This is a genomic window from Hyphobacterium sp. CCMP332 (genome assembly GCF_014323565.1).
Classification (GTDB): Bacteria; Pseudomonadota; Alphaproteobacteria; order Caulobacterales; family Maricaulaceae; genus Hyphobacterium.
Window position 1 is genome coordinate 2384291 of record NZ_CP058669.1, and the last position, 21993, is coordinate 2406283.

Below are 21993 nucleotides of genomic sequence, written 5' to 3' on the forward strand. Positions count from 1 at the left end.
CAGGCTTGATCATGACAAATCCTGCACGCCGGCGGTAATCCGGCCGTCCGCGTGCAGCACCGCACACTTCATGCCTTGCGAATTATACGGCGCGGCGATCCGGCCATCGCGCCCGACGGCAATAATCCCGCCATCGCCGCCTAGGCGCTTGACGTCTTTCAGGGCCCAGCGCGCGGCCTCGTCAGGGCTTTCATGCAGGTAGCGGATGCGCGCGGCGACCGTTCCGGCGGCCAGAGCGCGAATGAAGAATTCACCCTGGCCCGTACAGGAAATCGCCACGTCCTGATCGGCCCAGGTTCCGGCCCCGATCAACGGGCAATCGCCGACCCGGCCCGGTGTTTTCTTCAGCGTGCCGCCGGTCGAGGTCGCGGCGGCCAGGCGGCCCTCGCAGTCAAGCGCCACGCAGCCGACCGTGCCGGTGGCATAGGCCCGGCCATCCGGCACGGCTGCGGGCGTATAATAGCTGTCCGGATCATCGACAGCCTCAAGGCCCTCGCGTTCGGCCAGCCGATTGGCGCCCCAGCCCGCCAGCATCACATGCGGCGTCGATTCCATGACCTTGCGCGCGGCATGTATCGGCGAGATGAATCCTTCCATTGCCGCAACCGCACCGGCATTGCGGGTGTCTCCATCCATGATGGCCGCATCCAGCTCGTAGCGGTTATCGGTATTGGGTGAAGAGCCCTTGCCAGCCACATAATGGCCGCTGATTTCCAGCTCGTAGACGATGGCTTCAACCACATCTAGAGCCGTCGCGCCCTCATTGAGCATGGCTTTTCCGCGTTCGGCGAGGCTGCGCATATGATCAATCTCGCGATCATAGGACTTCTTGGCGAGCACGCCGGCTCCGCCGTGTAATACCATCGCTACGGGTCGGGTTGTCATGGATCGAATTCCTGTTTCTGGACGTCGCGTTCATCTAGCACCGGAATTCGTCACATCAAAACGACTGAACACCGTTCACTTGACGGCGATGGCGCGCTATGTCCGGTGCAGGATAAAAATTGCTTCAAGGGGAGTTCCATGAAAATTACCAAGGACACAGCCGCTATCGTCACAGGTGGCGCATCGGGTCTCGGCGAAGGCACGGCGCGCCGCCTCGCGGCGGAAGGCGCCAAAGTCGCCCTCTTCGACCTTAATGCCGATCGGGGCGAGGCTGTTGCGGCCGAGCTCGGCGGCGTCTTCTGCCACGTCAATGTGGCGGATGTCGCCAGCGTTGAAGCCGGATTTGCCAAAGCCCGTGACGCTCACGGCCAGGAACGGGTGCTTGTGAATTGCGCCGGGATCGGTTGGGCCGAGAAAACCGCCCGCCGGTCCTCTTCCGGCGATATTGTCCGGCACCAGCTGGATAAATTTGCGCTGGTCGTGAATATCAATCTGATCGGCTCCTTCAATTGCGCCGCCATTGCGGCTGAAGGCATGCTGTCAAATGATCCGGATGATGGCGGCGAACGCGGCATCATCGTCAATACCGCGTCGGTCGCCGCGCAGGATGGCCAGATCGGCCAGGTGGCTTATGCCGCCACCAAGGGTGGAATCTACAGCATGACCCTGCCCATGGCGCGGGACCTCGCGCGGGAAGGCGTTCGCGTCAACACCATCCTGCCGGGCTTCTTTGAAACGCCAATCTATCAACAGATGCCGCCGGAAGTGAAAACCAATCTGGCCTCCCACCTCCAATTCCCGCAGCGTTTCGGCACGCCGGCCGAATATGCAGACCTCGTCGCCTTCATGGTGACCAATGGCTATATCAACGCCGAATGTGTCCGCCTCGATGCGGGCGCCCGCATGCCGCCGAAATAGGCTTTCAATTCAGACTGTCGAGAAGGCCGCACTCTCACCGGGTGCGGCCTTTTTGTTACGCGCGCGGTCCGGGTTGAGAGGGATACTGCAAATCATTTGCATGACGGGTAGACAGGCGGCTTTCCGTCAAAGAAAATGCATATCATTCGCAAATTCAGTTTTTCGGGGTCTTTCCATGCGTTCTTTGTTTGCCGGTGCCGTGTCCATGCTTGCCCTCTCGGCGGGCGCTTTTGCCGATGATGTCACACCTGCATCAGAGGCGGCGACGGCCACCGACGACATCATCTATGTCTACGGAACGCGTAGCTTCTATCGCGAAGATGAGTCCAGCTCCTTCACGCGGACCGAGACCCCGCTGGAGCACATTCCCCAATCTGTTTTTGTCATTACTCGTGATGTGATTGACGACCAGGCCATGACCGGCTTTGGCGAGCTCGTTCGTTACGTGCCTGGCGTCACGATGGGGCAGGGCGAAGGCCACCGCGACGCACCGGTTCTGCGCGGCAATCTAACCACGTCGGATTTCTTCGTCGACGGAATCCGCGACGACCTCCAGTATTTGCGTGATCTCTATAATGTGGATCGTGTCGATGTGATCAAAGGGGCCTCGGCTCTGGTATTCGGCCGAGGAACCGGCGGCGGTGCCATTAACCGCGTCAGCAAATCCGCCGATGGCGGCGACATTCGCAGTCTGATGCTCACACTTGGCAGTGAAGGTCAGGCGCGGTTAGCCGGCGACCTCGGTGGCGAGCTGTCCGACAATGTGGGCGCCCGGCTCAATGTCGTGGTTGAAAACAGCGAGACTTTCCGGGATTTCATGGAAGTTGAGCGCCTTGGTGTCGCCCCGGCTTTCCGCTTCGAGCTGTCGGATACCACGCAGCTGGATGTTTTTGCAGAATATTTCGAGGACACTCGCACAGTGGACCGCGGAGTTCCGTCTCTTGCCGGCCGGCCCTGGCCGGGCGATTCCGGCACCTATTTTGGCAATCCCGATATCTCGAACAGCGACATCACTGTCGCCACCTTGCGCGGCGTGCTGACCCATGAACTGGCCAGTGACCTGACCCTTCGCAGCGTTCTATCTTATGGCGACTACGATAAATACTATCAGAACGCCTATCCCGGTGGGCCGGTAGATCCCGTTGCCATCACGGTCCCGATTTCGGCGTACAATTCGTCCACGACGCGCGAAAACCTCCTCTTCCAGACGGATCTGATCTGGGAGCCGGAATTTGCCGGTCTGCAACAGACCATTCTTTTCGGTCTCGAAGCGGGTCATCAGGAAAGCGCCAATATCCGGGTAAACACGGCAGGGTCTGTTTTCAGCCTCGTTGACCGGGGGCGTAATTTTATGCCGGACTTCTCGGTACCGGCCGCGCGCGACAACACGAATGAGCTCGATCTTTTTGCGCTACTGATCCAGAACCAGATTGCGGTGGCGGACAATGTCCGATTTGTTGCCGGCCTGCGATTTGACCGGTTCGACATGACGTTCGATGACCGTCGTCCAAACACCACCGATTTCTCACGAGAGGATACCTTCTTTTCGCCTCGCCTCGGTGTCATCTGGGAACCTGGCCTCGAAGCTTCTTTCTATGCGGGCTGGAGCCGTTCCTATCTTCCGCAATCCGGCGAACAATTCAGCTCACTCAACGTCACAACGGCGGCTCTCGAACCGGAAGAGTTCGAAAACCTTGAAGTCGGTTTCCGCTATCAGCCGAACGAGCGCCTGCTGGTCAGTGCTGCCGTCTACCGTCTCGACCGGACCAATACCCGCGCTCCCGGCGCAACGCCGGGCACAACGGTTCAAACCGGCTCGCAGCGTGCGGAAGGCGTTGAGCTCGCCATTCAGGGCGAGGTGCGGGATGGCTGGAATCTGATAGGTGCCATGGCCTTCCAGAATGCCGAGATCACGTCGACCACCAGCGCGGCGCCTGCCGGCCGCGACGCGCCACTCTCACCGGATTTCAGCGCGTCGCTGTGGAACCGGGTCGAGGTGACGGACAGGCTGGATCTTGCGCTCGGTGTCATTCACCAGGGTGACCAGTTCGCCTCGATCAGCAATGCGGTCACGCTTCCGGGCTATACGCGCCTGGATGCCGGTATCTTCTATGCATTGACCGACACAATCGATGTCCAGCTGAATATCGAGAACCTGACCAATGAGGAGTATTGGTTCAGCGCCCACAATGACAACAATATCAGCCCCGGAGCGCCGACCTCTGCGCGGCTGACCCTGTCGGCGAGTTTCTAGGCGGACCTCAAGGAGCTGGCCGGGCGTGTACGCTTGGCCAGCCGGATTCCGGAGAACTGCCAGCGCGCATCGGCCGGAAAGAAATTCCGGTAGGTCGAACGGATATGGTTGCGCTCTGTCGCACAGGAGCCGCCGCGCAGCACTTGCTGTCCGGACATGAATTTGCCGTTGTATTCCCCTACCGCGCCATCGGGCGGATGATAACCGGGATAGGGTTCATATCCGCTGGACGCCCACTCCCAGACACCGCCAAAGACCGCTTCGGGATCCGGCCCTCCCTTTAGCGGGCCGGGGTGATAGCGCTCGGCCTGTCCCAGCAAAACGCCTTCGGCAGGATATTTACGGGCCAGTAACTCCAGCTCCGTCTCGGTTGGCAACCGCTCGCCCTTCCACTCGGCAAAGGCGGCGGCCTCGTAGGCGCTGATATGGCAGACAGGGAAGCCCGGCTGCAGCGATGCCAGCCCGTGGAGAGTATACTCCTTCCAGCCATCGGCACTTTCACGCCAATACAGGGGATGCCGGATGGCATTCTCGTTGATCCACGCCCATCCGTCAGACAACCACAGCCGCGCGTCCCGATACCCGCCATCTTCAATGAAAGCGCAAAACTCGGCATTCGAAACGGGTCGCGCTGCAATCTGGAAATCTTCCTGCCAGCGTTTGTGACGGGGCAGTTCATTGTCGAACACGAAGTCTGCATGGCTCGCGCCGATTTCGACAGCTCCGCCGCTTATCTCCAGATAGCGTGCCTCTGAAGGCGCTTCTGCATTGGCCAATGGCGATGGAAAGGGCGCATGCGGCTCCGGTGCGTGGGACAGGACGTGCTTGATATCGGTCAGTAGCAATTCCTGATGCTGCCGTTCGTGTTGCTGGCCCAGCTCGAGCAGGGGGGCAATCTCTATCCAGGCTTTGTCGGAGGCATCATCGATCAGGCTCAATACCGCGGTTTCGACATGTTCCCGATAGGCCAGAATCGTTTCGGCGGACGGCCGCGACAGCAAGCCGCGCTTTGCCCGCGGCCATTTCTCGCCGACCTGCTCATAGTAGGAATTATAAAGATATCCGAAGCCCGGATCAAATTCCTGATAGGTGCCCAGAAACGGCTTGGCCAGGAAGGTTTCGAAGAACCAGGTCACATGCGCCAGATGCCATTTCGTCGGACTGACGTCGGCCATGGTCTGGATCTGCATATCTTCAGGCGACAGCCCGGCAATCAGCCGCATCGTATCCGCGCGCGTGTCCTGAAATCTGGCGCGGCAAGCAGGCCGGTCATCAAACAGAGGTCGATAGGAAAGGGCAGGGTGGGTCATCTGATCGGGCTCCGGCACGGCTTCAAAGCCTAAACGGATGCCTTGAAACTTTCCACCCGTAGGTGCTTGACGCCCAAATATGAAAGGTTTGTAATGTCTTTGCCGTCTGGGGAGGGGCAAGATGAAGCTATTGATCGGAATAGGTGCCGCTGGTTTGCTGGTGATCGGTGCCACAACGTGTCCCGAGGCCGTGCGTGATCAGGCAAGAGAGGCGACTACTCTGTCGCCAGCCATTCACGCTGAAGTCTCGCGTCAAATTGAAATGTTCGTGGCTGTCATGGAGGGTGAGCGGCCCGACATTCAGCCGCCAGCTTCACAATAATTCTATCGGGTTTACGTCGCGGTAGTCAGACTGAAAGCACACGGACAGGCGCGCAAATTCAGCCTTTGCCCACTTTTCGGGGGAAGGCATGCATCGCTCTTTGATCATTCTGGATAACTTCATGGACAATGCGCGGGATGTCCCGCGCCGCTTTTGCCGGATCACCTAATCCACAAACGGATCCGCAAAACGTGGATCCGTCAGAAAATCATTATCGGTCAGCGTATGCAGGAAGGCTTCCAGCGCCTGCGCTTCTTCCGTTGTCAGATTCAGGCGCCGGGGCTGGCCGCCACCTGCCCGCAGCCGCGGATCGAGATTCGGATTGAGGATAACGCCGGAATTATAGTGCTCGATCACCTGGGCCAGCGTTGTGAACCGCCCGTCATGCATGAAGTGGGGCCGAACACCGACATTTCGCAGTGAGGGCGACTTGAACTCTCCCAGCCCGTTTCCGGCATCTGCATCGGCATCATTCGCAGCATTCAGACCGATATTGTGAACATCGTCGCTGATATGAGCCAGAGTATTATGGCAGGCCGCACAGCCCACATTCTGGATGCTGGACCCGTTCACCGGCATGAAGAGCTGTAAACCGAGATACTCCTGCTCTGTAAAATTGGCCTCAAAGGCCGGCGAGCCCACCGGCCCCGCGGTAAGAGCATCGTCAAACCGGGAGTTATACGTCGTCAGAGATCGCACGAACTGCGCCATCGCCAATGCCATGCGGTCGGATGTGACCGCCGCATCGCCGAAGGCTGCCGTAAACAGCGCATCATAAAAACTCTCTGCATCGACCCGGGCGACGGCCTCTTCCAGTGTGAGGCCCATTTCCACAGCGCTCTGGATAGGCGCGAGCGTCTGGTCTTCCAGCGTTTCGGCGCGCTCATCCCAGAAGAAATGGCCATTGGCGTAGTACCGGGCATTGGACAGTCCCGGCGAGTGACGGCTGGTCAGCTCACCTGCAAAACCTCGGGAAAGCTCCAGCGGATCGGAAAAGCCCGTCGCCTGTGTGTGGCAGCTGGCACAGGACGTAGTATTATTGGCCGACAGGCGGCGGTCATAGAACAGCACCCGGCCAAGGGCCGCTCCGGGATTGGTAATATGATTGTCCAGCGGGGTATTGTCGGCGCCCGCGACGGGCCCGTTCCGGTAATAATTTGGCAGGTCGATATCGGCATCGGCGTAAAGATAGGGAATTTGCGGCGGAATCGGTTCGCTCATCAGCGTTCGCACGGCCACCGAAGTTGACCCTCGAAGCGCGCCGTCTTCTTCAAAACGCACGGAAATCCGATTGCTACCAGGCTGAAAGGTGACGGGCATGCCATCCTCGACAAAAATGGCAAAACTCGCCGTCTGGTTGGCACCGATAAAGAAATCAACATCTGCCGTGGCAGGTGAAAGGCAGGCGCCGGTCGCCTGATTTGTCTGGCAGATCCGGGGGGTGACCGTAATGCCGTCCTGACTGAGCACAGGCCGTGCCGTCAGATTGGCCGCCGCGCCAATATTGCTGATGGCAACAACGAAGGCCCCGTTTTTTTGACGGTCGATCGTTTCAACGACGCCGGGAAGTGTATTGAGGCCGACGGCGGAGCCGGTGTCCGAAACCGCCACAATATCGGCTCCGGCTGTGGTCGACGCCGAAAGCCAGAAGGAATTGACCCCTGCCGTCATCGCGGCCGGAGGGGTGTTGTCGCAGTCAAAGACCAGTGGCAGATCACCGCCCGCATAGGGTGCGGCGGGCGTAAAGGCGAATACAAAACTTTGCGACCCGCCTCCGGCGATATTCACCCCAGCGTTAGGGCTTCCGGTTGCAACATTGTTGGCATCCGTGGTCTGGAACGCGAACGTGCCGGCCGCCTCTCCACCTGGTGCCAGCGCCACGCGGCAATTTTCCGCTTCGATCTGCCCGGAATTGATGATTGTCGCAAAGGCCGTCGCTGTATCGCCAACCTGCACAGCGCGGCTTGATGGCAATACAGCCGCGACGATCGGACCGCTATTGTCCTGTGCCAGACTGGAGGAAAAAGTAAGGAGACTCGCCGCTATTCCGGCTTTTAGATACGTGTTCATAAACGCCCGTCCTCGCTCGCTCTTGTTCAACAAAAGCGCCGTCCCCGAAATCAATAACGGCCAAGGGTTACCAATCCGTCGCGAGACAATTCATCAATCTGTGCGGTGACCGCTGGCTCCCCTGGCGGTTTCGTGAGGCTGTTCCGGGAAGCCCTTGAGGTCACCGAGCTCCTGCGCGTCCCGCAGGATGTCCACCGGGCTCAGAACATAGGCGGCGACGAGCTTGGCCACCGAACACGGGGCATCCATATGCGTTCGCTCATAGCCGTGGCTGGCATCAATGCCGAACGTTATGAGCGCCGTGCGGACATCCGCGCCACCTTCGACGGCGGAGGCATTGTCAGAGCGGTAGTGTTCGAAGTGATCGCGTTGATGGCGAATATCGTGTTGCCGGCAAAGATCGATCAATTTCCGTGTCAGGTGAAAATCAAAAGGCCCCGTCATGTCGCCCATGGCGATGGTGACACCGGTTTCCCGTGATCCCTGTCCGGGCGCGACCGCTCCGTTGTCGATGGCCACCATTGACGCGATATCGTGTGTCAGGATCGAGGAGGCACCGGAGCCGATCTCTTCGGTAATCGAAAACAGGAAGAGTGTATCAACCGCAGGTGTCTGGTCCGCACATGGACGGTTAGCTCCTATAATTTCTGTATTCAATCAGTATTGAATCAAATTAGAATGAATTGATTGGGAAAACCCATAATTAGGATGGGTCCAGCGATAAATTAACCGGCGACGCTCGCGACACTAAAAAGCAATATAAAAATAATTATGTCATATATGTGTGGAGTATGATTGAATTATGCCACAATTCGACTATTTCTATGCTCATTAGAAAAACGTAGAAACCAGAATCGTCCGCACCGAGGTGCAGGGCGTAGAAGGAGTTTAATGAACCGCTTTGCCCGTAAACGCCAACCCATCATCGGCCGCGTCGCCGCCATAACCGCCCAGAATTTCAATGCCGATGAATTTGTCAGAGCAACCCGTCCCCTTGAGCAAAAAGGGTTCTCCGTATCGGTCGTGTCCAACACAAGTGGAATGCTGACGGGGCGGACGGAAGCCGGGCAGGACGTCAACTTCGTTCCGGCGTCAACAATCGGGGATATGGAGTTTGACGGGTATTGCGCGCTTATACTTCCGGGCAATTCTCATGGCATGGGCGAATCCACACAGACCGCCATCGAAAAATTCCTGAGTGATGGCAAGCCCATAATCGCCATGATGGGCGATGTGCCCATGCTGGCCGAAGCGGCCAACTCGCCGGATGTTTCCGACGCCGGTGTTGCCATTTCCATGAACGGAAAGGTTTTCGCCGCGCGGGGTGAATCCGATTCAGAAGAAGCGATCGAGGTCTTTGCCCAGGTCCTGGCTGCCTGACTCCGAAGCAAATCCAGTTGAATGTAGAAGCGTCGCCCGGGCAGGGCGGCGCTTTTCTGTTTCTGGAAAGACAGTCTTTCACGGACTTGTGACGTCCCGTGGGGTGAAGTTTCATACCTTCCGACCCATATGTCCTCCACAAGAGCGAGGACACAAGTCGATGTACAAGATTGCATCAATCGGATTGGCAGCGATGGTTTTGGCAGCCGTCATTCTGGTGTGGTCTTCAAATGGAAGCACCACTCTCTATATAGCATAACGAAGCCGCAGGGCTTCGCGTAAACAGGCCTCTCTTGTGCGTCCCCCCAGCCTGCCTCGGAGGCCTGCAGGCACCGCCGGACAACTCCCCTGTCCCCGTCCGGCGGTGCCATACCATTCTTCACACATTATTGCGGTTTTTTACGGCATTACGCCTTGATTAACCCTTCTCGTTGCAGGAGTAAGGATGAAACGCTGGTCGTCCTGTCGGCTGCACATTCAGGCGATCCGGTCACCTTTTCCGTGCTTAAGAAGAGCCGCTCCATGACCTCTGTTGTCGCCACCGCTCAGGCATACACTTCCGCAACATTCACCAAGGCCGCCCGCAAAGTATGGCAAAAGAAATTCGGCAGTGAACCGGATGCCTCGGCACTGGCATTTCTGGAGCAGGTTCTGGGCGATGCGTTGGCCGAGGACCTCGAAGGCATCAAGCCGGTTCAGCTTGCGGAGCAGGCGGCCGAATTCTGGGATTGGGCCAGGGGTCTGGGGAGCGGGAAAATCCATGTCCGCGCCCGGCCGTCCGACACAGGAGGTGCCAGCTCGATCAAGCGCGACATCGTCGAGGTGGCCGGACCGGACCGTCCCTTCCTCGTTGATTCCGTCATGGGTGAGATCGGAGCGCAGGGGCTGGACGTGCTGGCCATGTTCCACCCGATCGTCCCGGTCAGCCGCAACGAAAAGGGCGAAATCTGCACAGGCGGCGAGACGCTTCCCGAAAGTCTGATTCAGGTGCATGTCGAGCCGCTTGACGAACGCACCCGTGAAGTTCTGGCGGAAGCTGTTCGTGGTGCTATGGAGGATGTCCGCCTTGCGACGGACGATTTCAAGGATATGCGCGCGGCCATGAACATGGCCATCGCCCACGTCGAAGACGCAAATACCCCGGCCAGTCTCGAGGAAAAATCCGAAACGCTCGAGTTCCTACGCTGGCTCCGGGACGACCATTTCGCGTTTCTCGGCAGCCGGGTCTACCAGTTTGATGTCGATTCAAAAGGCCGGATGACAACGCGTGAGCCGACGGTTCAGCCGGGCTCCGGCTTTGGCATTCTTCGCGATCCCGAGCGGCAGGTGCTGCGCAAGGGCAACGAGCCGGCGCTTCTCACCCCGGCCATCGAATCCTTTCTGAACGAGCCGTCTCCGATCATTGTCGCCAAGGCGAATATCAAATCCCGCGTCCACCGCCGGGTTTACATGGATTATATCGGGGTCAAACGGTATCGCGAGGATGGCGCGGTGGTGGGCGAGGCCCGGTTTGTGGGTTTGTTCACCGCCGAAGCCTACGACCGAATGGCGCGGGATGTGCCGCTCGTCCGCCGCAAGGTCAGGCGGGTTCTGGAGCGTGCGGGCAAGATTCCCGGCACGCACTCGGAGAAGAAGCTCCGCAATATTGTCGAGAACTATCCCCGCGACGAACTCTTCCAGACCGAGGAAGACGATCTGCTGAAGATCGGTCTTGGCATTTTGCACCTGCAAGACCGGCCGCGGACAAAGCTGCTAGTCCGGCGCGACCGGTTCGACCGTTTCGTGTCCTGTCTGCTTTTCGTGCCCCGCGACCGTTATAATTCGCGTGTCCGCGAGCAGGCCGGCGAAATGATCCGCGCCGCGTTTGATGGCCGCATGTCGGCCTATTATCCGCATTTCGGCGACGGACCGCTCGCCCGGGTCCACTATATCGTCGGCCTTGACCCGAACAACCACCCGGAACCCGACCTGCATGAGCTGGAACGTCAGATCGTTGCCCTGGCGCGCACCTGGGAGGACGAGCTTGTGGCGGAAGGCCGCCGCTCTCTGCCTGACACGCACCGGCACCGCCTGTCAGCCTATGATCAGGCCTTCTCCGCCGGTTATCGCGAACAGTTTGCGCCGACCGAAGGGATTGCCGATCTGCTGCGTATCGAATCGCTGGGCGATGAGACGAATATTGGGGCACGTCTGTATCGTACTGGCGGGGAAGATAAATCCGTTCTGCGTTTGAAAATCTATCGCCGTAACCAGCCGACCCACCTGTCAGACGTCATGCCCATACTGGAGAATATGGGTCTCAATGTGATCCAGGAATCCGGTTATGAAGTTCACCGCGAAACCGAGGAAGCCCGCGAAGCCGTTGTCCATATACACGACTTTGAAATGCAATCGGATGCGCTGGCTGACACAGATGTCGACGAGTTCAGTCAGGCCTTCGAAGACGCCCTCCTCGCTGTTCTGGCCAACCGGGCCGAGAATGATGGCTTCAATCAGCTTATCCTGAAGCTCGGCGTGAGTTGGCGCGAAGCGGCCGTATTGAGGGCTTTTGCGCGCTATCGTCAGCAAACCGGCCTCGACCCCTCACAAGCCATCCAGGAAGAGGCCTTGTCGGAAAACCCGGCCATTGCGCGCCAATTGCTGGTGCTGTTTGATACGCGGTTCAATCCGGCACTCGATTTCGATCTGGAAGACCGCAAGGAAAAAGCTGCGGCTATCGGCAAGGATATCCGGTCTCAGCTGGAGAAGGTCGCCTCCATTGATCATGACCGGGTATTGCGGCGCCTGCTCCGCCTGTTGGAAGCCACGCTCAGGACGAATTACTTCCAGACCGGCGAGAACGGCCTGCCCAAGGCGCATATCTCGTTCAAGATTGCCAGTCAGGAAGTCGAAGAGCTCCCCCTGCCAAAACCGTATCGCGAAATCTTTGTCTGGTCGCCGCAGGTTGAAGGCGTGCACATTCGCTTTGGGCCGGTGGCCCGGGGCGGATTGCGCTGGTCGGATCGCCGCGATGACTTCCGCACCGAAGTTCTGGGCCTCGTAAAGGCCCAGCAGGTGAAAAATGCCGTGATTGTTCCGGTGGGGTCAAAGGGCGGCTTCTATCCCAAGCAATTGCCGCGCGCCGGTTCCCGGGATGAATGGCTGGCAGAGGGCCAGAGCGCCTACCGGACGTTTATTCGGGGCCTGCTCGATATCACCGACAACATTCAGGAAGATGAGGTGGCGCACCCCGATGACGTGGTCATCTGGGACGGCGAGGACCCCTATCTGGTCGTCGCGGCCGACAAGGGCACGGCCACATTTTCCGATATCGCCAACGGCGTTGCGACAGACGAGTATGATTTCTGGCTCGGAGATGCCTTCGCGTCCGGCGGTTCCGCCGGGTATGACCACAAGAAAATGGGTATTACGGCCCGCGGCGCATGGGAGTCCGTCAAGCGGCACTTCCGTGAACTCGGCAAGGATATCCAGAACGAGACCTTCACCGTCGCCGGCGTTGGCGACATGTCCGGCGATGTGTTTGGCAATGGTATGCTGTTGTCGCGCAAGATCCGGCTGATTGCGGCCTTCGATCACCGCGATATCTTTATCGACCCGGATCCGGTCGATTGCGAGGCGAATTGGGAAGAGCGCAAACGCCTGTTCGATCTGCCGCGTTCCAGCTGGCAGGATTACAACAAGAAGCTGATCTCGAAGGGCGGCGGCATTTTCTCGCGCGCCGAGAAATCGATCAAGCTGTCCAAAGAGGCTCGCAAGGCGCTGGGCATCGAGGTTGATACGCTCTCGCCTCCCGAGCTGATGACGGCCATCCTCAAGGCACAGGTCGAACTGCTCTGGTTTGGCGGTATCGGGACCTATGTGAAAGCCTCCACCCAGCAGCACTGGGAAGTCAGCGACAAAGCCAATGATTCCATCCGCATCAATGCCATGGATGTGGGCGCGAAAGTCATTGGCGAAGGGGCCAATCTCGGCTTCACCCAGGCAGCGCGGATCGAATTTGATCGCGCCGGTGGCCGGGTCAATGCCGACTTTGTCGACAATTCTGCCGGCGTGGACACGTCTGACCACGAGGTCAATATCAAGATATTGCTGAGCCCGCTTCTGCGCTCCGGCGAGATGAGCCGCCAGGCGCGGGACAAGTTGTTGGGCGGCATGACAGATGACGTCGCCGAACACGTTCTCCGCCACAATTATGATCAGACGCTGGCCCTGACGCTCGCCGAGCATGACGCACCGGCCGACGTCGATGCGCATGAGCGCTTCATGGCAGGCCTGGAGAAAGCGGGCCGGCTGGATCGCGGCGTCGAGGGTCTGCCGTCCGGTGACGGAATGCGCGCCTTGAAAGAGCAGGGCCTGGCGTTGACCCGGCCCGAGCTCGCCGTGCTCGTCTCGTACGCAAAGATCACGACCTTCGACAAGCTCGTGGCGTCCAACGTGCCGGATGATCCGCATTTCGAAAGCATGCTGAAAGGGTATTTCCCGAACGATCTCGACGCCTATGGCGAACAGATGTCCGGGCACCGTCTGCGGCGCGAGATCATTGCCACGGTTCTGGCCAATCACATGATCAATCTGGGTGGCCCGACCTTTGTCCACCGCGCGATCGAATCCACCGGCGCCGAGGCGCAACAGATCGCCCGCGCATTCGAGGTTGGCCGAAGAATTTTCCGCTTCTCCGAGCTGACTGACCGCATCAACAAGCTGGACAATCGTGCGCCGGCAGACATCCAGATCACCCTGCACAGGGAAATCATTCGCCTTCTGCGCCGGCAGACCTATTGGCTGGCCCGACGGGCAAGGGCACAGGAGGCCGGACAGGCCACGCCGATCCACGAGCTGATCGAAGCCTATCGTCCGGGCGTCGACAAGCTGCGCGATACGGCGATGGGGCTGATATCGACCTATGAGCGCGCCAATATCGAACAGCGCACCGAAGCCTATGTCAGAGCCGGAGCGCCCAAGGATCTCGCGCATGACATTGCGGTTTTGCGCCCGCTGACATCGTCCTCCGATGTTGTTGACCTCGCGCTGCAGGAAGACTGGCCGCTTGAATCGGCGGGCTATGTCTATCATGCCGCCGGGTCACGCTTCTCGGTGGATATGTTGCGGGGTCTGGGCGCGGAAGTGTCCTCGGATCTGCATTGGGACCGTCTGGCCGTTCGCCGCCTGATTGAAGACCTCTATGCCAGCCAGCAGGCGATCGCCGCCTCCATGATGCGGTTTGCACGATCAGCGGGCGGCGGGCTTCAAACCGGTGTCGAAGCGCCCAATCGCGAATGGGCTGACGAATTGCTGGATGCCTGGTGCATTCAGAATGATGTCGAGGCCGGTCGCTATGACAGCGCGCTGGAAGAGCTGGAAACCACAGGGGCCTGGACCCTCTCCAAGCTTGCGATTGCCTCCACGCAGCTGCGGGAAATGGCTCAGTCCGCCGAACCGTGATCGAGATTCAAATGTCGGCTCAGGAAGTCCTGAAAGGCGGCATGAGCGATTTTCGCAACTTCGGGATCGAAGACCAGCGTCGAGGTCGGGTGGTGATCCGGCTCGTCAAAGGCGTGCGTCGCATTTTCGACATAGCGCCATGTGACGTCGGCGCCCCACTTGATCTGGCGATTGAACACGTCGACGGAATCCGCGTCGCTGCAAATCGTATCCCCCCGCACCAATAGGCTTTTAACCGGGATATCCGGCGGCCATGGCAGGCGCCGGGATCGCGCCGGAAATCCGCTATAGGGATACATGGCGAACACAGCCTTCACACCGTCAAGTCCGTCTGACGGCGCCTTATCCAGAGATCCCGGCGGCTGTCCGGCCCTGGCCAGCGCCAACGCTTCTAGCGCCGTCCAGCTGCCATGGCTCCAGCCGGCGAGAATGATCTGCTCCGGATCTGCCTGTGGGTTCTGCCGGACAAGTTCCAGCACGGCGTGCAGATCACCGGCACGTTCCGAAGCGCGCAATTTCGCGCCCGAACACACGGTTTCCAGCGCCTCTTCGTAGTCAATTCCATGAAAGGAGTTCGAGTCCGGAACAACAGCCATCACGCCGAGATCGTTCGCCAGCCTGGCATAAGTCGCCATGTTGGGCCTGACACCGCCGCATCCATGCAGCAGGATCACAACCGGAAACGGTCCCTTGCCCTTCGGAAGATGGATGTCCGTGAAAGGCGCAATGCCGCGTGTGATTTCATCCAGCGGTGTTCTCGCAACCGGCATCAGCAACCCTCTCCGGTAAAGCCGGAACAGAACGAAAAGCGCGGCAGCCAGCGCGATCAATAGTGCCGAGAGTGAAAACCATCCCATACCGCCTTGATGGGCGAGGACGGGCGCGCCGTAAAGTCAGTCTTGTGTCTCACCCAGCATTTCGATCAGCCGGGCGCGCAACCTGGCGGCCGCCTCGGCATCATATGTCATGCGTGGATCGATAGCCGGTGCATCTGTATCGTCAAAAGCGTGTGTAACGCCGTCCCACACCGCGTAATCGATTTCTGCGCCGGCCTCTATTGCCTGTCGCGCCAGACGTTCACAATCGGCGTGAGGGGCCACCATGTCGCGCTCGGCCAGAACCATTTCCACGGGCGGCAGACCCGGGCCGATGCGTCCGGATGCGCGCGCCGGAAATCCGCAATAGGGATAGATGGGCACAATACCGAGGACGCCGTCAAACGACACGTCTCCGTCGATCAGGGCGGGTGGTCGCTCGCCCTCGCTGACAAAGCTCATCGCATCCAGCAGCGTCCAGCCGCCATGGCTCCAGCCTGCCAGAATCAGGCGCTCTGCATCAATCCCGTCGGTTTCACGCGCGATTTCCATCGCCGCGAACACATCGGCAGCGCGTTCCTGACCCATCAGCCGGGTGGCAGAGCAGACCTGCGTCATGGCACCAAATCGGCCAATCCCGCGCGGCTCGAACGAATCGACAACCAGAGCGCCAAACCCGGCCTCTGCAATCGCCGCAGCATAGGCCGTATGCATGGGGCGCTCACCCCCGCAGCCGTGGAAGAACAGAATCGCCGGCACCGGCCCGGTTGCGGAATCGGGCAAGAAAATCTGCACGCCGGGCCGTATCAGCTCGACCTGTTCGTTTAGCGTTCGCCGGGGCACAAAGGCGCTCGTCAGATTCTGCGCCGCCGCGGCACCATAGATCAGGGCCAGCCCGGCCAGGGCGAGACCAATGCGGATGGTCCAGCGCCCCATCTTCTAGTGCCGGAAATGCCGAATGCCGGTGAAAACCATGGCAATACCGGCGTCGTTCGCCGCCTTGATAACGTCTTCATCCCGCACGGAGCCACCCGGCTGTATGACGCTGGTCGCTCCCGCGTCGACGGCGGCCATCAATCCATCGGCAAAGGGAAAAAACGCATCCGAGGCGCAGGCGGACCCGATCGTGGCCGGCTCGTCCCAGCCATTCTCCTGCGCGATCTCCACCGCCTTGCGGGCCGCCAGCTTCGCCGCTTCGACACGGCTTGTCTGGCCCATGCCGATACCGGTGGTCATGCCATCCTTTGCGTAGACAATGGCGTTGGATTTCACATGTTTGCAGACCTTCCAGGCAAATAGCAGATCCCGCGTCTTCACATCGTCGGGTTTGACCTCTGTGACCGTTTTCAGATCCTGTTGCGTGGCCAGGCCATTGTCGCGTTCCTGTACCAGCATGCCACCGGCGACGGTCTTGGCGGTCCAGCTTTCCTGCTTTGGATCGGGCATCGACCCGGTCAACATGACGCGCAAATTGGCTTTCTTCGACAGGATATCCAGCGCCGCTTCATCAGCGCCCGGTGCGATGATCACCTCGAGGAATAATTTGGTCAGGCCATCGGCGGTTTCGGCATCGATGTCGCGGTTGAACGCCACAATCCCGCCGAAAGCGGAAATCGGATCGGCCAGCAAGGCCCGGCCCCACGCATCCCGTACGGATTTCCCGAGAGCAACGCCGCAGGGATTGGCATGCTTGACGATGACGCAGACGGGTTCCTCCGCGAATTCCGCGGCCAGTTCGAAAGCAGCATCGGCATCCGCCAGATTATTGTAGGACAGCGCCTTTCCCTGAACGATGCGCGCTGTAGCAACACCGGGACGGCCGGCCCCGTTGGCATAGAAGGCAGCGGCCTGATGCGGGTTTTCGCCGTAACGCAATTCACAAATCCGGGCGCCCCCGAAAGTGCGGAAGGTGGGCGCTTTGTCGCCGAGCTCGCCGGAAAACCAGTTCGAAACTGCGGCATCATAGGCGGCTGTGCGGGCATAGGCCTTGGCCGCGAGCGTCTTGCGCAGCGCGAGCGGCGTGGCCCCGGCGTTGTCGTCCATGGCATCCAGCACGGCATCGGCGTCCTCATTATCGACGCAGACCGCCACAAAGGGGTGGTTCTTGGCCGCGGCCCGCAACATGGCCGGGCCGCCAATGTCGATATTCTCGATACAGGTCTCGAAATCTTCACCGGCCGCAACCGTAGCCTCAAAGGGGTAGAGATTGACAAAAAGAAGGTCGATGTCCGGAATGCCATGGGCCGCCATGGATTCCCGGTCGCCCTGCAGATTGCGCCGACCCAGAAGTCCGCCATGGACAAGCGGGTGCAGTGTCTTGAGCCGTCCATCCATCATTTCCGGAAAACCGGTCACATCCGTGACGTCCCTGGCCGCGATCCCGGCTTTTTCAAGCGCGCGAAGCGTGCCGCCGGTCGACAGGATTTCGACTCCCAGTGCAATGAGGCGGCGGGCCCGGCCTTCCAGTCCTGTCTTGTCAGACAGGGATATCAGGGCGCGGCGAACGGGAACGAGATCAATTGGGCTCATGAGACGTCTGAAACTTTCTGTTGAGGGCGGGGTCGTCGATTATCACGCAGTGGCGAGGAGGCAAAGACGTGAACGCTTACGTTCCGCCAACGCGGCCCAGGCGTTGAAATGCCCAGCGGACCCGATTGGGCGGACGTTCGCCGGCTCCGAAGGGCTCTGCCTCGCCCTGAACGACGATTTGTGAGGTCCGTTTCGGGCCGCCCCCGGCGGCCAGATAGACGGATCGTTCGATGCGGATCGGGCCACCATCTGTCCGGAATCGCCAGCCATCGCCATTTCCGAGAACCAGAAGGGCACTCATTCCGTCTCGCGCCAGCGAAGCCTTGACGCCGGGATGAAGGTGAAAGCGGATCGCATATCGATACCGCTGATCGACATCTTCCGGCGGGCCGTCGTCGACCGGCCGGAAAAGTCCATCCTCGCCGCGCAGATCACCGCCATCCGCCGCCAGGAATAATCGCCGTCGATGGTGAAGGCCGAAGCTTTCATGATAGCCATCGTGGCTGGCCTCGATCCATGTCCCGATGTCTTCTTCATTGCGCCGGGCTACGACCATGCCGGGCTGGTCTTCAAAGCGCGGACCCAGAAGTTTTCGCGGCCAGCCGGGCGGAATCAGGCGCGCCGATGACGTTTCTTCCAGTGTCAGGGTCGAATGAGCCGCGGTCGCCCTCACGGCTTCCCGCCAGCTGTCGGGTTGTTGGTCGGCCCATCCGCAATTGACAATGATACGGTGGCCGCCTGCCGCGAGCTCGAAAGCAAGCGCGCCGGCATGCGCGGATACGGCAGACGCTCCTTTAACCGGTTTTCCGGCGTCCATGATCAACAGGGCACCACCCGCTTCGACCCTCTGATAGCCACTATTGGGCGCAAACCCGAATGATCGGGCCCCCGTATCCCGGGCAGAAAGCGAAATGTCTATGGCCCTGCGATCGCCCTCGCCGCCGCCCTGAAATGCGGCCAGGCCACCATCACCCATGCGGAAGAAGCGGATGATGGGCGCCATGCGGTCCATGGCCCGGCTGACCGATTCAGGCGTTTCCCGGTTGACGTGCGCGTCGGCGGTATCAATCAACGTCAAAAGGGTCAGGATTTCAGACGTGGTCGCGGGAGACCGGCTCAGATGACCACCGTCTGTAAAGACCTGACGCGGCAATTCGCTGTCCAGCAATTTCTGGCCCGCAGCGCGGAGGCTGTCCGTCGCCAGCGCCGCGCCAGATAGCATCAAGGCCGCACCGGCGCGAATATGATCCACATCGGTGTAGCCGTGTATGGCGGATCGTTTCAGATGACGCGCCTGGCGCATCAATGATTTCAGACGGTCGGGCTCGCCCGTGAAAAGCTGTCCTGCCAACACCCAGTTGATGATCCGCTGTGCATTGATCTCCGGCGCCCACGAAAAACTGTTCCACGTATCAAAGCTGGCGATCCAGCTATCAATCAATTCACCGGCCCGGGCGTTGGCCTGTCCGTCCTTGCAAGCGAGCAGGTCGCGCAGCCAGGCAAAACTGTGCAGAGAACGCGCAAAACGCTCGGAGGGTGCCGGTATTGAAAACGGATTCTCACCTTCCAGGACGTGACCGGAAAACCCGAAACGCCCGTCCAGAATGGCTGCACCGCGGGCGGCGTCTGCTCCGCGAATATCTTTCAGCGGGGGAGAAAAGGGAACTTCAGGAAGGGGCCCCGCCGAGATGGCCCGCGCGCCACCGATTGAGTTCAGTGTCTCGAAGAGCTCACGCTGCACCTTGCGGCTCAGGGCTTCGGCATAATCGGAGAGTCGGACCGCACGGGTCATTCCGGCTAATCTCCGCGAAGGGCTTTGATGTTTGCCGAATACTTGTCCGCGCCGCCTTTGAAGACAGCTGTGCCCGCCACGAGCGCCCGGGCGCCGGCGTCAATACATTGCCGTGCCGTTTGCGGATTGATTCCGCCATCCACCTCGATGATCACGTCCAGCCCACGCTTTTCTATTGTGGTGGCCAGCGCCTCGATCTTGCGCAATTGTGATGCAATGAAACTTTGCCCGCCAAATCCGGGATTGACGCTCATCACCAGAACCACATCCAGCTCGTCCAGAACGTGATCAATCACGGTCTCGCTGGTGGAGGGGTTCAGCGCGGCCCCCGCCTTGCAACCCGCTGCCGTGATGGCCTGCACCGTACGATGAAAGTGCGGACCGGCTTCGGGATGGGCGGTAATGATGTCGGCTCCCGCTGCGGCAAAGGCGTCGATAAACGGATCAATCGGCGCAATCATCAGATGGCAGTCGAAAGTCTTTTTCGAGTGGGGACGAAGCGCCTTCACAACACCCGGGCCGATTGTGAGATTCGGGACGTAATGACCGTCCATGACGTCGACATGGATCCAGTCCGCGCCCGCCTCGTCAATGGCGCGCACTTCCGCGCCGAGCCGCGCGAAGTCCGCAGACAGGATAGACGGCGCGATCAGAACAGGTTCAGCCATGTATTTCGAATAACAGCGCGCCCGTGCCCGCGCAAGCAAGCCGTCAGGCTTTGCCGGTTTTCCGCAGCCGGGCGATGAAGAAACCGTCAATTCCGCCGCGATCTGCCCACATGTCGGGAGTCAGGCGAACGGTTCCGTTTTCCAGAATGGCCCCTTCCAGTTCCGGCAATTCTTCTGGCTGGACCGCGTCAATGTCCAGCTCCGGATGCCGTGTCAGGCCGTGCTCGAGCCAGTATTCGCCTTCTTCCGGCTGAAGCGAGCATGTGCAGATAACCAGACGTCCACCGGGCTTCAGCAATCGCGCGGCATTGTCCAGCAACGCATTCTGGATCGGAAGCAGCGAAGCGATATCCTCCTGATTCTTGATCCATGCCGCGTCTGGACGACGTCGGAGTGTGCCGGTTGCCGAACACGGCGCATCCAGAAGAATGGCGTCGAAAGAATCCGCTTCGCCCCAATTCTGACCATCGGCGGTGACACATTCGGCCACAAGTCTGGTGCGGCCAAGATTGTCGGCAACTCGGCGCATGCGTTTGGGGGACGCATCCAGTGCTGTCACCGAGGCACCCGCCGCCGCCAGCTGCATGGTTTTCCCGCCAGGCGCGGCGCATAGATCAAGCACTGATTCGCCCGGCTGAACATTCAGCAAGCGGGCGGGTAGAGCCGCGCCGGCATCCTGTGCCCACCATTGCCCCTCGTCAAAACCCGGCAGGGCAGTCAGGTCGCCGATTTCCGGCTTCCGCAGTGTGCCCGTCGGCAGGATGGCCGCCCCGATGGCCTCGGCCAGACTTTCACCGTTCCCGTTATGTCGCAAGGACAGATCGAGGGGCGGGTCACGCATGATGACGGCGCAGATGTCCTCGACCGTACGCACGCCATAAGCGGCCTGCCAGCTGTCCCGCAGCCAGTTTGGCAGATTGTCGGATAGCGGTGTGGCGTCGGCGATCTCTTTTCCGCCGGCAACGACCTTTCGAAGAACCGCGTTGATCAGGCCGGAGAACCGCTTTGAATTCGCCGATGTCTTCGCCAGCGTTACCGCCTCGGAAACGGCCGCATGGGGTTTGGTGTCCAGAAACAGGATTTGCGCGGTCGCGGTCTCCAGCAATAACCGCGCTTCCCCGGCATGTTCGGGCAGGTCGTGTTCCAGAAAAGCAGAGAGCACGGCGTGAATTTGCCCGCGCCGGCGCAGCGTGGTGGCAGATATCAAACGGGCAAAGGCCTTGTCGCGCGATTCCATACGCCCGAATTCCGGCGTTTGGGAGAGCGCAGCGTCCAGCGCCGTCCGGCTTTCCAGCACAAATTTCAGAGCGCGCACAGAGGCGCGGCGGGCATCGAGTCCAGGATTCATGCGCGCGCACTAGCATGTCGCGTTCTGACGCGCTATCTCCCCGTCCATGAGCAAGCCTGAAACACATCCCGAAGGAGCCGCCCCCGGCAAGGTTTTGAGTGAGCCTGCGCGCCGCGCATTGGAAGAAGCCGCAGAGCGCCGGAATAAAAGCGCTGAGGCGACCGATTCCCCCAAGGAAATCAATGGCCCCAAAGGCCTCGAGCCTACGCGCTTCGGGGATTGGGAACGCAAGGGCGTGATCTCCGACTTCTGATCGCTTC

At 59.9% G+C, this 21993-nt stretch carries 14 protein-coding genes and 1 pseudogene; 5 read left to right on the forward strand and 10 right to left on the reverse strand.

What is annotated here, in order from left to right:
* Window positions 1-9: 9 nt before the first annotated feature.
* On the reverse strand, window positions 10-885 hold the full coding sequence (locus HXX25_RS11975; protein ID WP_187166133.1) for an isoaspartyl peptidase/L-asparaginase family protein: 876 nt from the start codon (window positions 883-885) through the stop codon (window positions 10-12).
* A gap of 138 nt (window positions 886-1023) precedes the next feature.
* On the opposite strand from HXX25_RS11975, the gene HXX25_RS11980 reads away from it, so the two are divergent.
* Together HXX25_RS11980 and HXX25_RS11985 are read left to right on the forward strand one after the other, a co-directional pair.
* Entirely contained in the window at window positions 1024-1803 is a 780-nt protein-coding gene (locus tag HXX25_RS11980) for an SDR family NAD(P)-dependent oxidoreductase (RefSeq protein WP_187166134.1), read from the forward strand.
* Between the two features lie 175 nt (window positions 1804-1978).
* Window positions 1979-4057 carry a TonB-dependent siderophore receptor gene (locus HXX25_RS11985; RefSeq protein WP_187166135.1) on the forward strand — a complete coding sequence of 693 codons (2079 nt, stop codon included), beginning with the start codon at window positions 1979-1981 and terminating at the stop codon, window positions 4055-4057.
* Here HXX25_RS11985 and egtB read toward each other — a convergent pair.
* The 3 genes and pseudogenes from egtB to HXX25_RS12000 all read right to left on the reverse strand — a co-directional run.
* On the reverse strand, window positions 4054-5367 hold the full coding sequence (gene egtB, locus HXX25_RS11990; protein ID WP_187166136.1) for an ergothioneine biosynthesis protein EgtB: 1314 nt from the start codon (window positions 5365-5367) through the stop codon (window positions 4054-4056). The genes HXX25_RS11985 and egtB overlap by 4 nt on opposite strands.
* 487 nt (window positions 5368-5854) lie before the next feature.
* Window positions 5855-7759 (reverse strand): cytochrome c peroxidase, encoded by a 1905-nt coding sequence (locus HXX25_RS11995; protein WP_187166137.1) that lies wholly within the window; start codon window positions 7757-7759, stop codon window positions 5855-5857.
* Between the two features lie 93 nt (window positions 7760-7852).
* Window positions 7853-8368, reverse strand: a pseudogene (locus tag HXX25_RS12000) (osmoprotectant NAGGN system M42 family peptidase); the annotation flags it as partial.
* Between the two features lie 282 nt (window positions 8369-8650).
* Here HXX25_RS12000 and HXX25_RS12005 point away from each other — a divergent pair.
* Both HXX25_RS12005 and HXX25_RS12010 read left to right on the forward strand, forming a co-directional pair.
* Window positions 8651-9139, forward strand: coding sequence for a hypothetical protein (locus HXX25_RS12005; protein ID WP_187166139.1), 489 nt, complete (start codon window positions 8651-8653; stop codon window positions 9137-9139).
* 522 nt (window positions 9140-9661) lie between these two features.
* Entirely contained in the window at window positions 9662-14581 is a 4920-nt protein-coding gene (locus tag HXX25_RS12010) for an NAD-glutamate dehydrogenase (RefSeq protein WP_187166140.1), read from the forward strand.
* On the opposite strand, the gene HXX25_RS12015 is transcribed toward HXX25_RS12010, so the two are convergent.
* From HXX25_RS12015 to HXX25_RS12040, 6 genes are all read right to left on the reverse strand, one after another.
* Window positions 14563-15438 (reverse strand): dienelactone hydrolase family protein, encoded by an 876-nt coding sequence (locus HXX25_RS12015; RefSeq protein ID WP_187166141.1) that lies wholly within the window; start codon window positions 15436-15438, stop codon window positions 14563-14565. The genes HXX25_RS12010 and HXX25_RS12015 overlap by 19 nt on opposite strands.
* 36 nt (window positions 15439-15474) lie before the next feature.
* A complete protein-coding gene (locus HXX25_RS12020) occupies window positions 15475-16332 on the reverse strand; it encodes a dienelactone hydrolase family protein (protein WP_187166142.1) in 858 nt (285 codons plus the stop codon).
* A gap of 3 nt (window positions 16333-16335) precedes the next feature.
* The gene (gene purH, locus HXX25_RS12025; protein ID WP_187166143.1) at window positions 16336-17925 is read right to left on the reverse strand and encodes a bifunctional phosphoribosylaminoimidazolecarboxamide formyltransferase/IMP cyclohydrolase; all 1590 of its coding nucleotides are present in this window, start codon (window positions 17923-17925) and stop codon (window positions 16336-16338) included.
* Between the two features lie 76 nt (window positions 17926-18001).
* Window positions 18002-19717, reverse strand: coding sequence for a heparinase II/III family protein (locus tag HXX25_RS12030; RefSeq protein WP_187166144.1), 1716 nt, complete (start codon window positions 19715-19717; stop codon window positions 18002-18004).
* A gap of 5 nt (window positions 19718-19722) precedes the next feature.
* Complete coding sequence (gene rpe, locus HXX25_RS12035) at window positions 19723-20385, reverse strand: ribulose-phosphate 3-epimerase (RefSeq protein WP_187166145.1); 663 nt, start codon at window positions 20383-20385, stop codon at window positions 19723-19725.
* A gap of 43 nt (window positions 20386-20428) precedes the next feature.
* Window positions 20429-21733 carry an RsmB/NOP family class I SAM-dependent RNA methyltransferase gene (locus HXX25_RS12040; protein WP_187166146.1) on the reverse strand — a complete coding sequence of 435 codons (1305 nt, stop codon included), beginning with the start codon at window positions 21731-21733 and terminating at the stop codon, window positions 20429-20431.
* A gap of 46 nt (window positions 21734-21779) precedes the next feature.
* On the opposite strand from HXX25_RS12040, the gene HXX25_RS12045 reads away from it, so the two are divergent.
* Entirely contained in the window at window positions 21780-21986 is a 207-nt protein-coding gene (locus HXX25_RS12045) for a DUF1674 domain-containing protein (protein ID WP_187166147.1), read from the forward strand.
* Window positions 21987-21993 lie beyond the last annotated feature (7 nt).

What these genes read in the sequence shown, in the direction of transcription:
- HXX25_RS11975 (WP_187166133.1), bottom strand. Translation starts at nt 885, where the DNA reads ATGACAACCCGACCCGTAGCGATGGTATTACACGGCGGAGCCGGCGTG.
- HXX25_RS11980 (WP_187166134.1), top strand. Translation starts at nt 1,024, where the DNA reads ATGAAAATTACCAAGGACACAGCCGCTATCGTCACAGGTGGCGCATCG.
- HXX25_RS11985 (WP_187166135.1), top strand. Translation starts at nt 1,979, where the DNA reads ATGCGTTCTTTGTTTGCCGGTGCCGTGTCCATGCTTGCCCTCTCGGCG.
- egtB (WP_187166136.1), bottom strand. Translation starts at nt 5,367, where the DNA reads ATGACCCACCCTGCCCTTTCCTATCGACCTCTGTTTGATGACCGGCCT.
- HXX25_RS11995 (WP_187166137.1), bottom strand. Translation starts at nt 7,759, where the DNA reads ATGAACACGTATCTAAAAGCCGGAATAGCGGCGAGTCTCCTTACTTTT.
- HXX25_RS12005 (WP_187166139.1), top strand. Translation starts at nt 8,651, where the DNA reads ATGAACCGCTTTGCCCGTAAACGCCAACCCATCATCGGCCGCGTCGCC.
- HXX25_RS12010 (WP_187166140.1), top strand. Translation starts at nt 9,662, where the DNA reads ATGACCTCTGTTGTCGCCACCGCTCAGGCATACACTTCCGCAACATTC.
- HXX25_RS12015 (WP_187166141.1), bottom strand. Translation starts at nt 15,438, where the DNA reads ATGGGATGGTTTTCACTCTCGGCACTATTGATCGCGCTGGCTGCCGCG.
- HXX25_RS12020 (WP_187166142.1), bottom strand. Translation starts at nt 16,332, where the DNA reads ATGGGGCGCTGGACCATCCGCATTGGTCTCGCCCTGGCCGGGCTGGCC.
- purH (WP_187166143.1), bottom strand. Translation starts at nt 17,925, where the DNA reads ATGAGCCCAATTGATCTCGTTCCCGTTCGCCGCGCCCTGATATCCCTG.
- HXX25_RS12030 (WP_187166144.1), bottom strand. Translation starts at nt 19,717, where the DNA reads ATGACCCGTGCGGTCCGACTCTCCGATTATGCCGAAGCCCTGAGCCGC.
- rpe (WP_187166145.1), bottom strand. Translation starts at nt 20,385, where the DNA reads ATGGCTGAACCTGTTCTGATCGCGCCGTCTATCCTGTCTGCGGACTTC.
- HXX25_RS12040 (WP_187166146.1), bottom strand. Translation starts at nt 21,733, where the DNA reads ATGAATCCTGGACTCGATGCCCGCCGCGCCTCTGTGCGCGCTCTGAAA.
- HXX25_RS12045 (WP_187166147.1), top strand. Translation starts at nt 21,780, where the DNA reads ATGAGCAAGCCTGAAACACATCCCGAAGGAGCCGCCCCCGGCAAGGTT.